The sequence below is a fragment of the Mycobacterium simiae genome (assembly GCF_010727605.1).
GTDB classification, from domain to species: domain Bacteria; phylum Actinomycetota; class Actinomycetes; order Mycobacteriales; family Mycobacteriaceae; genus Mycobacterium; species Mycobacterium simiae.
This window is the reverse complement of the sequence record NZ_AP022568.1, coordinates 4,966,289-4,981,195: the sequence shown is the minus strand read 5'-3', so window position 1 is coordinate 4,981,195 and position 14,907 is coordinate 4,966,289. Positions and strand designations below refer to the sequence as shown.

At 62.8% G+C, this 14,907-nt stretch carries 10 protein-coding genes; all 10 read right to left on the bottom strand.

All coding sequences use genetic code 11. The features are described from left to right. Positions 1-2 precede the first annotated feature (2 nt). Positions 3-1,661 (bottom strand): malonate decarboxylase subunit alpha, encoded by a 1,659-nt coding sequence (gene mdcA / locus G6N33_RS23235; RefSeq protein ID WP_044506482.1) that lies wholly within the window; start codon positions 1,659-1,661, stop codon positions 3-5. Positions 1,662-1,712: 51 nt separating this feature from the next. Further along, a complete protein-coding gene (locus tag G6N33_RS23230) occupies positions 1,713-2,678 on the bottom strand; it encodes an SGNH/GDSL hydrolase family protein (RefSeq protein WP_044506484.1) in 966 nt (321 codons plus the stop codon). 55 nt (positions 2,679-2,733) lie between these two features. After that, the gene (locus G6N33_RS23225) at positions 2,734-3,822 is read right to left on the bottom strand and encodes a methyltransferase (protein ID WP_044506485.1); all 1,089 of its coding nucleotides are present in this window, start codon (positions 3,820-3,822) and stop codon (positions 2,734-2,736) included. Positions 3,823-3,852: 30 nt separating this feature from the next. Further along, a complete protein-coding gene (locus G6N33_RS23220; RefSeq protein ID WP_044506486.1) occupies positions 3,853-4,761 on the bottom strand; it encodes a hypothetical protein in 909 nt (302 codons plus the stop codon). Between the two features lie 17 nt (positions 4,762-4,778). Next, entirely contained in the window at positions 4,779-5,645 is an 867-nt protein-coding gene (locus G6N33_RS23215; RefSeq protein WP_155945882.1) for a bestrophin-like domain, read from the bottom strand. Continuing rightward, on the bottom strand, positions 5,630-6,985 hold the full coding sequence (locus G6N33_RS23210) for a metal-dependent hydrolase family protein (protein ID WP_081662306.1): 1,356 nt from the start codon (positions 6,983-6,985) through the stop codon (positions 5,630-5,632). Before G6N33_RS23210 ends, G6N33_RS23215 begins: the two co-directional genes overlap by 16 nt. 32 nt (positions 6,986-7,017) lie before the next feature. Then, positions 7,018-8,619 (bottom strand): benzoylformate decarboxylase, encoded by a 1,602-nt coding sequence (gene mdlC / locus G6N33_RS23205; protein ID WP_044506489.1) that lies wholly within the window; start codon positions 8,617-8,619, stop codon positions 7,018-7,020. An 81-nt stretch (positions 8,620-8,700) separates the two neighbouring features. Continuing rightward, positions 8,701-10,566: an FAD-binding oxidoreductase gene (locus G6N33_RS23200; RefSeq protein ID WP_231382419.1), complete on the bottom strand. Its 1,866-nt coding sequence runs from the start codon at positions 10,564-10,566 to the stop codon at positions 8,701-8,703. Between the two features lie 99 nt (positions 10,567-10,665). Further along, positions 10,666-11,829 carry an alpha-hydroxy-acid oxidizing protein gene (locus G6N33_RS23195; RefSeq protein ID WP_044511939.1) on the bottom strand — a complete coding sequence of 388 codons (1,164 nt, stop codon included), beginning with the start codon at positions 11,827-11,829 and terminating at the stop codon, positions 10,666-10,668. Positions 11,830-12,022: 193 nt separating this feature from the next. Beyond that, on the bottom strand, positions 12,023-14,863 hold the full coding sequence (locus G6N33_RS23190) for a helix-turn-helix transcriptional regulator (protein ID WP_044511941.1): 2,841 nt from the start codon (positions 14,861-14,863) through the stop codon (positions 12,023-12,025). Positions 14,864-14,907 lie beyond the last annotated feature (44 nt).

The window sequence follows — 14,907 nt, the reverse complement described above, 5'->3', positions numbered from 1 at the left end:
ACTCACCAATCCCGAAACTGCGCCGGCGGGTTGTACAGGCCACCAGACCAGGCGACGAGGTCACCGATGCTCCGCGCCGCCAACAACGATCGACTGGCCAGCCGCGTGCTGACCCCCACGTCCTCGGGGTATGCGACGAGTCCATCACGACGCAGCGCGGCGACGCGGCGGGCGTCGGTGCGGCGCCCGATGGGCGTGACGCCGGCCACCGCGGCCAGCGCGTCGCGGCGATCGGCCAACGAATGCGCTTTGTAAAGGTAAGCGACGCCCTCCTCGGTCACCACATGCGAGACGTCGTCGCCGTAGATCATCACCGGCGGCAAGGGCATCGCGGCCTGGCTGCCGACGTCGACTGCGTCGAGTTCCTCGACGAACGTTGGGGTACCGCCAGCGCGGAAGGTCTGGGCGATCTGCACCACCAGTTTTCGGCCGCGGCGACCGGCGCCCGTGCCGTAAGCGAGGTTCAGCCACGCTGGCGTGGCATGGCGGCGGCCATGCGGGTCGTGACCCATGTTGGGAGCGCCGCCGAACCCCGACAGCCGTCCATCGGTGACCGTCGAGGAATTACCGTCTCCGTCGATCTGCAGCGACGAGCCAATAAACATATCGATCGCGTATTGGCCGGCGAGTTGAGCCAGCACCCTGTTCGAGCGCAGCGATCCGTCGACACCGGTGAAGAACACATCGGGGCGGGCGGCGGTATAGCGCTCCATGCCCGATTCACCACCGAAGCTGTGAATCGACTCGACCCAACCGGACTCAATGGCGGGAATCAACGTGGGATGCGGGTTGAGCACCCAATGCTGTGCGATCTTGCCCTTGAGATTCAACGAGTCCGCATAGGTCGGTAGGAGCAGTTCGATGGCGGCGGTGTCGAATCCGACACCATGGTTGAGCGAGACCACTTGGTGGCGCTCGTAGACGCCGCGGATGGCGATCATCGCTTTGAGAATTTCGACATCGCCGATATGGCGTGGGTCCCGGGTGAACAGCGGTTCAAGGTAGAACGGTCGGTCGGCTTGAACTACGTAGTCGACCCAGCTGCCGGGGATGTCGACCCGTGGCAAGGATTTGGTGTCGACGATCTCGTCGGCTTGAACGATGACCACCCCGTCGTGAAACGCCGCTGCCTCGGCGAGGGTCGGGGTGTCTTCGGTATTGGGCCCCGTGTAGAGGTTGCCGTCGGGGTCGGCGGCCGACGCACACAGCAGGACGACATCGGGGGCCAGGTCGACGAACATCCGCGCGTACAACTCGACGTAGGTATGGATCGCACCGACGTGTACGACGCCGTCTTCGATCAATTGCGCGATCCGCACGCTCTGCGGACCCGCGTAGGCCAGGTCAAGCTTGGTGGCGATGCCACGCTCGAACAGGTCGAGGTGCTCGGCCCGAGATACCGACCCGATCAGTAGGTGAAGATCATGCAGAATCGACGGGTCGCAGTCGGCCAGGGTTCGCGACAAGAAGTCGGCTTGCTTCTGATTGTCCCCTTCCAAGGCCAACCGGTCGCCCGGCCGAATAACGTTGTGCAGCAAATCTTTCAGCTTCGAGGCGACGATCACCTTTCCGTCGCTGTAGGGGTCGCCGGCGCGCAGTCGTTCGCCCTTGGCGCGGCGGCGACGATCCCAGCCCGCAGCCGATCGTTGTGGTGAGTTCATCGATGTCCCTCGTTTCTCAAGCGAGTCTCTCACTAGTTCCCGATTGTCTCGCTAGTTCCTGAGTCCGGAGTCGATGGTTTTGTCGAGGGCGGCGGCGACACGGCTCATGGCCTCGGCGGTGGGATGGTACGGAATCGGACCGAAGTTGAGCGGCGTTGCCGGGTAGGTGTAGCCGAACACCCACGGCTGCTCCGAGCACACGTCGTGTTCGGCGGTGAGTTCAGACGCTTTGATCAATGTCACGTTGTTGCGCGCGGCGACCGCGGCTGTCAACGCTTTCAGTCGAGCGGCCGCGGCGCGGGCCCGCTCGAATTCGGCCGGGGTGAGCGGTACCCGATCGGGGCACGCGCCCCTCGACGGCAAAACAGTAATGTAGTCGACCACAACGATATCCGCGCTCGGGGCGCGTTCTCGTGCTGTGGCGATAATCTGGTCGAACGTTGCGGGCAGCGCCGCGAAGGCTTGTTGCTCCTGCTCGACGCTGGTCGTCTTGCACACCAGCGGATGCCAGGCCGCCGGTGTCCCGCCACTCTTGTTCGCGCAAGACCACCCAAACATGTTGGGCAGGTAGAAGACATCGTTGCCGCCGGTGGTGATTGTGACTAAGCGGGTGTGGGGCCCTATCGAATCGACTTGCGGCGGTTGAAAATACTGGCCGCCATGCAGTGCTTGCTCGGCGGTCGACCCCGAACATGTTGCATCGATGAGTTTGAGATTGCGCATCCTGGCGAGCTCATGGGCATAATTGGCGGCCGACCGCCAGCACAGGGTGGGGCTGTTGTCTGCGCGTGATCCCACGCCCGGTCCGGCGCCGAACGAACTACCGAGTGCGACATATTCTCCGTCAATGCCGCCATCCCACCGGCCCTGGAAATAGATGGCCGCCACCCCAGTCATTGCCGCGATGACCACCAGGACGACGACGGCGACCATACCCATCAGGGTGCGCCGCGGCCAACGCCGCTGTCGGCGTGGAATGTCGCTGAGATGCTCAGCATCGTCGTCGGTTTGGCCCACTTGTTCATTCCTCTCGTTGTCACGCTGTCGCCGCGAGCTCAGGTGAGCAGGTGGATCAGATGGCGACCGCTTCGACAACGCTGAACGGCGATGCCGTTGCGACGATCGCTGACATCTGTAAGCCGGCACGGCTGAGCAGTTGGCTGTATTCCGCGGCGGTGCGTTCACGTGCGCCCAAAGCAGTCAACATCTCCAAGTCCAACCAGTTGCCGAGGAATTCTCGGTGGTGTTCGGGAATCACGAATTCCACAAGGAGTACATGTTTGTCGGCTCCGGCCGCGCTCCGCACGTTGCGAAGGATGCGCACGGCATCATCGTCGGGCCAGTCGTGAATCACGTTCTTCAATAGGTAGGCATCGCCGCCCGCGGTTATCCCGTCGAAGAATGATCCGCCCACCACCTCGACTCGGTCGCCGACGTCATATTGTTCGAGTAAGACCGCGGCTCCAGCTACCACGTCCGGCTGGTCGAACAGAATGCCGCGGGATTGCGGCGTAGCCGCAAGGATCGCGGCCAGCATCCGGCCGTGCCCGCCACCGACGTCGACGATTGTCGAATAGCGAGTGAAGTCGTAGCCTGCGATCACTGGTGCAATCGCCAGTTCGCTGAGACTCGTCATAGCGTCGTTGAAGATCTGAAAGTATTGCGGCTCTTCGGCAAAGTACTCGAAAAGGGATTTTCCGCGCAGGTCCGGAATGACCGCTCGGCCGGTGCGAATGGCGTCGGTGAGGTGGCTCCAGTGCTCCCGATGCTGGCGTGAACCCACAAATCGGGCAACGGCGCGAATCGAGATATCAACGTCGCTGCGAAGCGAGTCGCCCAGCGGGGTGAGGTCGTAGCGCCCGTCGCGCCGTTGACGGAAAATACCCCGCGTGATCAAGGCTCTCAGCAAGCGGCTGACGGCGCCGGCGTCTGCGCCAACCACTGCGGCCAGTTCCTCGGCCGTCAATGGTCTTTCGGTCAGCGCCTCTGCAATGCCGAGTTCAGCCGCCGCGGTGATCGCCTGCGCAGCCCAGGCATCGAGGATCATTTCCATCATCACGGCGGGGGCTGGGGCCAAACGCCGGTGCAGCCGGGCAAGCTGATCCCTGACGAGCTCTATGGCTCCTGCGACGTGGGCAGATGGAACCTTTGACGAAATCATGCATACCCCTTGAAGTTTGGTTATCCGCCTCTAGATGCCTGCTATTCCGGTGAAGCTTCCCGTCCCCTTGAAGAGGACGCGGCTGACGCGTCGGGAAATGTCGATAGCCCGGATCTCACCCGACAGATCGCCGATGTAGGCGATGGCGGTCTCCTTGTCGATTGCCAGGCCGATCGCCTCGTGGAAATCACGGGATATGACAGTGATCTCGCCGCCGGGCGCACCGGTCGGTGGTATCCGTGCGCTGTTGAAGGTGTTTCCCCGGGGCGGATCGCCCCTGTCGGTCCAGTAAATGGTTCTCGATGAGGCGTCGACGTCTAGGTCGATGGGTTCGGGAAGGCCAGACCACAAGAGTTCGATTTCACGTTCAGCGATCGGCGCGCGCAGCGACGTGCGGAAGATCCGGCCGTCGTTTCCATCCGACGGCCCCTTCTGAGTCCAATACAAATGGTCATTCTCTTCATCGACCGCGACGCCGACACACTGATTCCGCGGCAGAACGCGGTCGTAGTCGTCGGTGGCGACCAGCACCTCATCGCGTTGGTCTGTCCCGTCGAGCCGCACGCTTCGCACCGCGGCGCCCTCTCGGTCAGACCAGTACAGACGCCCCACCGCCCACGCGCCGGCCAGCTGCTTTCCGGTGACGAATGCTCCTTCGGGCAGGAGGTACGTGCGTGCGTTTCCATCGAAATCGGCACGTTCGATCGATCCGTTCTTGTTGGAGAAGTCCAGGTCCGCATCTGTTTGCGTCGCGCGCTCTTGTGACGCTCTCGGTCGGCCCATATTGGTCCAATAAATGTGTTTGCGTTGCGGATCGACAACAATGCCGTCGGGAAATGCATCCAAGCCGCGCATGAATACGGTTGATTCACCATTTGTGACGTCGACCTTGACGATCTCCTGCCCGACGGGGTTTAGCGCCAACAAATAGCTGAACACCAGCTTTCTCCTCTACCTTAATTCGCTGGGTTGAAGTGCAGCATGACGTCGAGAGCCCGACGTACGTTGCGGCTGGGAATGTTGTATATGCCCTCGTAGGGGTTGACCATGTCGCGCACGGCGAACATCATGCTCGTCAGCGTGGTGGCCGCCAGTGCGATCATCGCGATCGCCACCGGATGGTCAGGCGCTCGAATGCCGAAACACACGAAAATGATCATCAGCCAGAACATGAGCACCCTGAAGAATGCGGCAGGCATTGGGTGCTGGACTTCGAGCAGCAACGACCATCGGGTGTCGGCGAACTTTTTGTATTGCTCGAGGCAGTCGGCGGCGAGCTTTTCGTGCAATGGATCGGGGGGTTGCAAACGCAGGATGCCAAGTTTGACGTTGTTGAGGAGTTCGTTGAGCGTCAGACTGACCTCGTCGGCAGACATGTTGCGCACGTCAGGATAGGTGAGTCCGGTTGGCGCGGATTCGTGTCGCCAAAAGTTGGCGATCCCGGCGGCGGTGAAACTTTGAAGTTGAGCACGGATGGGCTCCGACTCTGTGCCGTAATTGCGCATGCATTGATCCAGGCGCAGGAGCTGGCCGGCATACGTTGCCCAATGATCTCTTGCCGCGTCTACGAAGGTCTTGGCTGAGTTGATCAACAGGCCCATGACGATCGCTGCCGTGGTGGCCAGAAAACCGGTGAGCACCGTGACGAAGTCGATGACCGTCTCAGTAGTGCCTGGCTTGAGCAACCTGGTTTTGAGGTTGAAGCCAACAGCGGCGCTCACACAAAGAAATACCAAACCCGCTAGGGCCCAGGCTAATTGGCCATCGCGTATCGCATGCCGGTTCTCAGCAGCCATCGGCATGCCTGTCAGCGTCCAGTCCACACAGCCGAACCCTGTGCTGCGGCGGCAGATTCGTGCGTTGCCGTGAGGATGTTCTTGACAATCATGCCGTCTTTGATGACAAGGGCGATGTTGCGGCCCGGATCAGCCAACAAGCCCAGATTCGTGGTCGGATCGCCGTTGATCAGCAGCACGTCGGCCCAGGCGCCGACGGTCAGCTCTCCTAATCGGGCGGACTTGTAGGGATCACGTTCACCCGCAAGACGAAACAGGCTGGCGTTGCCCGACGTCACCATTTTGAGCGCCTCGAGCGTTGTGAAGTGGTCCCCCAGACGGGCCATCATCTCGCTTTGCCTTGCGCCATGTTCCGGTTCGAATAGCAGGTCGGTCCCCCAGGCCACCTTCACCCCGTGGCTTTTGGCCCATCCATACACACGATCGGTGCCCTGACAGACTTGCCGGTTCTTCTCCATGCTGTCCGGCGTCAAGAAGGTGTGGTCATGCTCGGCGAACGGTTGCATCGACAGCCAGACATCGCGTTCGGCCAGCATCGCAATGGTCGGCTCGTCGGACAGATGACCATGCTCGATGGATTTGACACCCGCTTCCACAGCGCGGCGGATGCCCGCGACGTTGTAAACGTGAGTGGCTACGTAGGTGCCGTAGTCCTGCGCGGCCTGCACTGCTGCTCGCAATTCGGCCGAGGTGAATTGCACGGTATAGAGCGGGTCGTACAGCGATGCGACACCACCGCCGACCATGAGTTTGATCTGCGACGCACCCAGTTTGAGTTGTTCGCGGGCGGCGGCTAGAACGCGGTCGGCGCCGTCGGCGACGCGAAGGAAACCGATCTGTTCGCCACGAGATTGCCGTCCGCCCAAAGCTGTCGGCCGCTCGTAGCTGAAACTGAAGTCGCCGTGGCCGGCGGTCTGCGAGATCGCGGCCTGGCTGGGATAGATGCGCGGTCCGAGCGCAGGTTCGCCATCGATGACCCGCTTGATGCCAGCCGTGTCACCAGCCATGTCCCGCACCGTCGTAAATCCGCGCAGCAGTAGATCTTTGGCACGCGCCAGCGTCGTCGCAGCGAGCTGTGTTTGGCTGCCCGTGATCAGATCCCTCACCGTGTTGGCCATCCCGACAAGATGCACATGCGCGTCGGTCAGGCCCGGCATCGCCACTCGGCCCGCGGCGTTGATGACCATCATCTGGGAGTCTTCGGCAATGGGTGAGGTGTCGACAGCGGCGATGGTGCAGCCATCGATGAGCAGATGACCGGTGAACGTATTATTTGAGATCCCATCGAAGATCTGGGCGTTCTTCAGCAACAGTCGCCGTTTCCGGTCGTCACCCTCCCCTTGTTCCGGGGTCTGCGAAGGCTCCATCTCCAGCACCTCCTTTACTCCGGTCGGACGGGTCAGTTGCCAACCGGGGTGGTGCGTGCATTGATCAGGGTGGGGCGCCGACGATCGGCGATTCCGCTTTTCACCAGCTCGACGACCTCGTCGGTACAGCGGGCTTCGTGCGCGTCGACGCCATAGCTGGCGGCCGTCGCCACGACGTTCAGCCCGGGCAGGTCGAGGCCGGGAACGTTGGGTGTCTTTTCCCACACGCCGAATTCTTTGACCACACCGTATTCGGCATTGGAGGCCACCACGATCGTGACCGGGATCTGGTATTGCGCCGCAGTCCACAACGCGGTGATCGCGTAATGCATTGAGCCATCGCCCATCAGCGCGACAACAGGGCGATCGGCGGCCGCCAGTTGGGCGCCAACGGAGGCGGGCAGTCCCCAGCCCAACCCGCCGCCGGCAGCCGACAAGTGCGAGAGTGGGCGGCCGGGCCGAATGCTTTTCGTGATGGCTACCTCGTTACTGCCGGCTTCGCTGACCCATAGTGTCTCGGGCGGCGCAGCCTGTCCGACCGCCGTCCACAGCGCTTCTGGCTTCAGCGGTACCTCAGCGGCTTCGAGTTGGGGAATCTCCGCCCGTGGCGGCGGCGCCGATCGCTGACTTGCTTTCGCCGCGGCCAACAATGCCCGAGCCGCGCTGGTCACATCCGCGACGATCGCATCCCCGACGGGTGCCCGGGCGGCCTCGTCGGGATCGTTCGTGATGTGAATCAGGCTGGCGCCGTCGGGCAGATAATGTCCCGGCACAAGCGGGTAGTACCGAAATACCGGGGCACCGATCACCAGCAACAGATCGTGACCAGCCAGCAAGTGGGAGATCCAGCCCGCGCCGGGCGGCAAGATGCCCTGATATAACGCATGGTCCTCGGGGAATCCGCTCCACCCCGTCAATGGAGCGGTCCACACCGCCGACTGGGTGCGTTCGGCCAGCCCGATGACGGCATCCCACGCACCGTAGCGCTCGACGTCGCCGCCCACGATCAACGCCGGCGATGTCGCGGCTGCCAACCTTGCACAGATCTGCTGCGCCAGATTCGGCGGAAATCCCGTGGCGTGGGTCACCGACCGGTCGCGCAGCACGGCGACGTCGGCCGCCTGGTCGTCGTGCAGTTCGACCGGCATGTCATCCATTGGCAGCGAGACAAACACGGGCCCCATCGGTGGGCTGGTAGCGATATGGATAGCTCGGGCAAGCACCGCGGGGGCCTCGCTCGCGACCGCCGGCTCGCCTGCCCATTTCACGAAGGGCTTAGGCACGGTGGTGGGTTCGGCATTGGTCAGCAGACAGTACTGGTTTTGCATGGTGCGTCGCTGGTTGCCCGCCGTGACGATCAATGGTGTTTTGTTCACGAATGCGTTGTAGAGCTGGCCCTGAGCGTTACCCATGCCCGGTGCGGTGTGCAGGTTGACCAGCGCGGGTCGGCGGGTGATTTGTGCATACGCGTCAGCCATCCCTACCGGGACCATCTCTTGCAGCCCCAGTAGGTACCGGAAGTCGTCTGGGAAGTCCTGCAGCAAAGCAAGTTCCGACGAACCGGGGTTACCGAACCAGGTGGTCAGATTGTGTGACCGTAGCAAATCGAGGATTGCGTCGCGGACGGTTGTCATTGTTGCCTCCGGAGTCTGGTGAATCACTGCTCTGGTGTTTGCGCACCGGGATGCGGATCTAGGTGAGCGGGCCCCGCAGATTCACCCGGGGTGTGCTACGTCAACGCTGAGTTTGAAAGTGGCGGTCGAGATGGCGCCGAAGGCATGGCGGCCACCGATATACAGCCGTTTGGTGTCATAGCCGGCGACGTCCTTCATGTTCTCGCCACCGAAGCGCGCCGAGGCCTGCCCATCGGGAAGAACTACGTCAAGACCAAGCAGCCCGTGACGCACCGCATTTCGCTCGTCGCCGGTGGCCTCGGCGATAAGTTCGCCAACGGTGCGCTCTGTTGCCACAGACGGGATCGCGGCGCAGCTGACGCCGTGTTCGGCGAGGTGACGGGAGAGCTTGTCGAGGGTGACCGCGGCGCCTACCACCAGGCTCAGGTTCGCGGTGTTGACCAGGATATCTGCGTGCTCGCTCGCGGTGACTGGCACGGCCGGCATGTTGCGCTGCGTCGTGTCCGTCCAGTAGCGCTCAAGTGCCTCGCGGACGGCTGCTTCGAAGGAACTCACGTCGGGTTCCACGGGTGACCGATCGGGCAGCATAATCCCAGGGTTGAACAGTGCTGCTGGGTCGAAGACTCGCTTGATGGCACGCTGAGCGGCAATCTCGACTGGAGTAAACCGCTTTGTCATGAATCGGCGTTTCTCGGTGCCCACACCATGTTCGCCGGTGATTGTGCCGCCGAGATTTAGTGCGGCATCGACGATTTCGTCGTTTGCGGCGCGCAACGCTGACGGTGCATTGGGGTTGTCGCGATCGTAGAAGCTGAACGGATGCAGGTCGCCGTCTCCGGCATGGCCGGCCACCATGATGAAGAGCAGCCCGTCGGCGTGGCGAGCGGCGGCTGCTTGGATAGCATCCTGCATCTCAGGAAACCGATCACGGGGCACAGTTACGTCGGCGATGAAGAAGCCTTTGCCGCTGCGCACTACTACGTCGGGAGCGTGCAGGCGCCCGTACCACAGCTTGGCGCGAGCCTCCTCGTCGTCGGCACGACGTACCTCGACAGCATTGCGGCACAGGACTTCTGACACAATATCGGTGTCACGTTCTACCGATTCGTGAGTGCCATCGACATCGATCAACACGATCGCGCCCGCGTCGGTGGGATAGCCGGTATCGGTGAATTGCTGTAGGCCGACGATGCCGGCGTGGTCGAGCCATTCCACCGCCGCGGGCACAATCCCGGTCTGGATGATAGCGGCCACGGCGTCGGCCGCGTCGTGCGCTGTGGCAAAGCTGCCCATCAGGCTGCGGGTGACCGGGGCGATCGGGCGCAGCGCCACCGTGGCCTCGGTGAGGATGCCCAGCGTGCCTTCCGATCCGATCAGCACGCCAAGTAGATCGGGTCCATCGTCATCGGCACCCAACCGGATGACGGTGGCGTCGGCGAGCACGATCTCGACTTCGAGGACGTGGTTATAGGTCACGCCGTACTTGAGCGCGTGTGGGCCGCCGGCGTTCTCCATGATGTTTCCGCCGACCGTGGCTAAGTGAGCCGACACGGGGTCCGGTGAGAAACACAAGCCGTGTGGGGCGCACTGCTGCTGTAAATCAGCGTTGATGACGCCGGGCTGTACGCGGGCAGTGTGGGCGACGGGGTCGATTGCGAGGACCTGGTTCATGGCGGACAAGTCGATCAACACGCGGTCGGGGTTAGGCATCATCGCACCAGCGCAGTTCGTCGCCCCACCGCGAGTAACCAAAGGGAGGCGATGTTGATCGGCGATGCGGACGACCGAGACAACCTCGTCACGCGTACAGGGCCGCACCAGCAAGCCAGGCTGACCACCAAGACCCCAAAAGTCTCGGCCACGTTCGGCGAGCGTCGTGGGGTTGCTAATCACGGTGCCCGGACCGCTCAGCGCGTCAGTGAAGGCGGCGATGATCGCGTCATCCATGGTGTTGCTCCTCATTTTTAGTACTGCGTGTCGTCAGCCGGGGCCTCGCATTGACCCCACAGAATAAGGTCGGCTGTCTGGCTAAATGTCCTATTCGCCTTAGCATTTGACTTCCTTCAGTGATTCGCGAGTGAGCTCACTGATCGCTGGGTAGCCGTCGACCGCCATGATGAGGTCGACTTCGGCCAGCAGCACGCGTAGCACATGGACAACTCCTTCTACCCCGCCGAGGGCGAGCCCGTAGGCATAGGGGCGACCAATGCCCACCGCGGTCGCTCCCAGGGCCAAGGCCTTAATCACATCGGCGCCACTGCGAACCCCGGAGTCGAACAACACCGGCAGACCGTCCGCGGCGTCAACAACCGCGGCCAGACAATCCAGAGCCGGTAAGCCGCCGTTGGCCTGTCGCCCACCGTGATTGGAGCAGTAGATAGCGTCCACTCCGCCGTCTTTGGCCCGCCGCGCATCCTCTGGATGACAGATCCCCTTGACGATCAGCGGCAACCGCGTTAAGGACCTCAGCCACACCAAGTCGTGCCACTGCAACGGATTGCCGAAAATCCGCGTCCACTGCATCACGGCGGCTTGCGGATCGTCCTCCGGCGACTTGACCAACAACGAGCGAAAGACCGGATCGGAGAAGTAGTTAGCCAGACACAGCGCGCGCAGCTGAGGAAAATTCGACCAGGACAAATCACGGGGGCGCCATCCGGTGATCCACGTATCGAGAGTCACCACGATAGCTTCGAAACCGGCTTGCTCGGCGCGCTGCAGCAGACTGGCCGCCAGATCCTTCTCGGTGGGCGTGTAGAGCTGGAAAAAGCCTGGCGTCGAGCCGAGTTCGGGCGCAACCTGCTCAAGAGGATCAACGGTGAGAGTCGACGCGACCATCGGTACACCGGTGCGCGCAGCGGCCCGCGCGGTGGCGATGTCGCCGTGTCCGTCCTGGGCGCACAAGCCGATGACCCCAATCGGCGCCAAAAACAGCGGTGAAGGCAGGGTCATGCCGAACAATCGCACCGAGAGGTCCCGCACAGCTGCCCCGACGAACATCCGCGGAATCAAGCCCCACTGGTCAAACGCGCTGACGTTGGCGCGCTGGGTGCGTTCGTCCCCGGCCCCGCCGGCCACATAAGACAGGGTCGACGGAACCATCGCGGCCTGCGCGCGTTGCTCAAGTTCGTGATAAGCCATCGGCAACGTCGGCACGGTCCCGCCAAGACCTCTGAAGTAGATCTCGTTTTGAAAATCGCCGTAGGCCATGCCGATCTCGCCTCTCTGCCGCGCGAATTCTTTGGTTGCCCGAGGTTCATGAGCCGCATGGCCGATTCCGTTGCGGCTGGGATCGACTCCGCGTTTGGCGGCTATCACGATGGTCGCGCCACCACCGTGGCCGCCGCTATTACCCAGCGGGCTATCGCTAAGCGACATTCGGGCTATACCTAAGCGGGCGGATCTAGGCGCCTAGCTGACTAGCACCGCCGAGCATCTGCCGCAGCTCGCCACGGGAGTTGATCTCGAGCTTGACGAACGCCTTGCGGAGATGCGCTTTTACGGTGTGCGGGGAAAGGCGCAGCCGCTGCGCGACGGAGTTGTTGGTCGCCCCCTGCGCGATCAAATTGATCACTTTGAGCTCGGAGTCGGTGAGACTTTCCCAGCCGGTTTTCGCCCGCGGATGGGTGACGATGCGGCGCTGCACGCCGAGTGTGCGCAGCCGCCGTCCTACCCGGAGGGCATCAGCGGTAGCTCCACAGGCGGTGTAGGTGTCAAACGCGGCGTTGAATTGGTCGAGTGCCTCTACGCTGCGCCCAATGTGTGCCAGTTCGCCGGCCGCGTCTTCCGCAGCGCTCGCGTAAAGCACTGGGCGCGACAATGTTTGCAGCGAAGCTGCCGCCGTCGTCAGCGCCCGCGCATCGCGCTCGATCATCCCGCGCACGTAGCCGGCGACCGCTTCAAATAGCGGTGGAAAGGCCGGCCGTTCGCGCTCGAGCACATCGCAGATCCGCAGGGCGGCCGCGCGCAAGCCGGCATCACCAGCGGCAGAGGCAATTTGGGAGCTCAAAACCAATAGGTCCAAGGCTTGAGGCCACAACGGTGCCTCAAACAGGCTAATACCGCTGATCCAGCGCATGGCCTCATGAACATCGCCGCGCTGCCATGCAGCTAGCGCGAGCACGTGCGCCGTCCCTCGACGTACCGCAGCCGAGCCGGCCGGGTGTGCGTCGCGGGCCTGTTTGACCATCTCGTGCAGCAATTTTCGATCACCGGTGCGTCGCGCCACTTCGGCCAGAACCACCATCCGAAGCATGTCGATTTCCGTTGCCTCGGTCGAATTCCGAAGCGTCAGGGATTCTGTGGCGCCGCGGGCGGCCGCCAACCGGCCCGCCGCCAACTGAATTGATCCGTCCACGACGAACAAGATGTGGAGGGCCATTGCATTGCCTTGGCGCCGACACCGTTGCACGCTGTCAGCCACCTGCGCGGCCGCGTCGTCCAATCGGCCGACGACTGCCAGCATGTTCGCGTAGTTGTGTCTGGCACGGTCATGCGTTGAGGCCACGGGAGCCATACGGGTAAGGGCGCACAGCGACTCAAGGCGAGCGATAGCCCGACTCGCGTACCCATTCCCACAGTCCAGGCAGGCCAGCGTGACCTCGGCCATCGTGTGCGCTTCTACATCGCCGGTTGATGCGGCTGCCACAGCAGCCTCGTTGGCCGCGACGTAGTCTGGCACCGATTGGTCGTGCATCAAGTGGTAGGCCAGCCAGGCTAGATGCCGCGCCCGGGTGACCTCGCTGAGACCCGACAACTGCAACGCACGGCGGTTCTCCTCGACACGCCGCTGTGTGGTGTGCGTGGTAACGCCCGCTACACGCAGCCGAACCGCGGCTTCCTCTTCGGCCGACGACGCCTCCGACAGCGCCACCGTGGCCAATGCCTGGGCGTCCGCATGACGGCCGGCCCGGTTGAGCAAGACCACCGTTTCGGCAACCAATTGCCCGCGCTGGACATCGTCAGCCGACAACAGGTCCAATGCGCGTTTGCTCAAGTCTGCTGCCGCGCTCGCATCAGTGTTTCCGACCGACCGGGCGGCTTTGCGCAGGGCGACAATGGCCGCCTGATCGCCCGGCTCGGCGCTGCGCGCCAACTGCGTGGCGACCTCTGCGGGAGCAGCACCGAGTTCTAACAGCATCAGCGCCGACTGGCGTTCCATCGCCCGCCGCAGCGACTTCGGCAGCACTTGCCGGACCGCCTCGCGCAGCAGGTCATGACGGAACCTCAGCTTGGCGCCGTCTTCGGCAAGCAAGTCTGCACGAACCGCTTCGCCAACGGCCGACATCAGCGAGGCCGGCTGACGTTCCAGCATCGCCGCCAGCAAACCAACCGAAAATCGGTCCGGAAGTACCGCGGCCACCCGCACCACCTCGCCAGCAGCATGAGAGAGCAGGTCCAGGCGCAACTGCATACCTACGGCCAGCCGCCGGGGCAACCCACGTCCGGTGGCGGTGGCTCGACCGCGGCTCACATCCAACCGGCCTTCCTCGTCGAGTCCGCTGAGAAGTTCCTTGACTAAAAAAGGATTTCCATGAGCTTTGGCCGCCAGATTCAACAGGGAGGTATCGGCCTTGGCTCGCACAATGTCGAGCACGATGTCAGCAACAGCACTGGCCGACAACGCATTTAACCGCAGAAAGACCGCACCACGTCGCTCCAACACATCCAACGTTTCGCGAACGGCGGGCCCGCCGGAACCGGTCCGTGCGCTCAACACCCAAAGCACTCGAGCGTCCACACGAACTGTCAGTGACCGCAACGCCAGCAATGTTCCGGCGTCAGCCCAGTGGATGTCCTCCAACACAATCGCTAAGGGCGTTTCGGACGCCGCGGCGCAAATTGCGTTGGCGAGATCGTGTACGACCCAGTACTGCAGATCGACCGAATCACCTAAACGGCGCAACGCCTCGGCGTCACCCACGGGCGGATGCGCGCGCAAAGTCGCCATGAACAACGAAAAAAACGGCACCGCCTGTTGATACTCGAACGACTCGCCTAGCAAGGCGCGCGCACCGGCATGCTCTGCGACCGCCACGACCTCAGCCAGCAGACGACTCTTGCCGATGCCTGGCGGCCCCTCAACGATCAATACCGCACCGCTGCCTTGGATAGCCGCCGAAACGTGCGCTCGGATTGCTTTGAGTTCGCAGGCCCGACCTCTAATCGGCGGCCTCACCAATCGCTGACCCCCGCAGTCAAATGCCTCGAGTGCCGCACACGTGTCCTCTCGAGCGCATCCCATCGACTTGGCTAGATTGTCGGTCACCTGCCCGAATCTCGAATCCC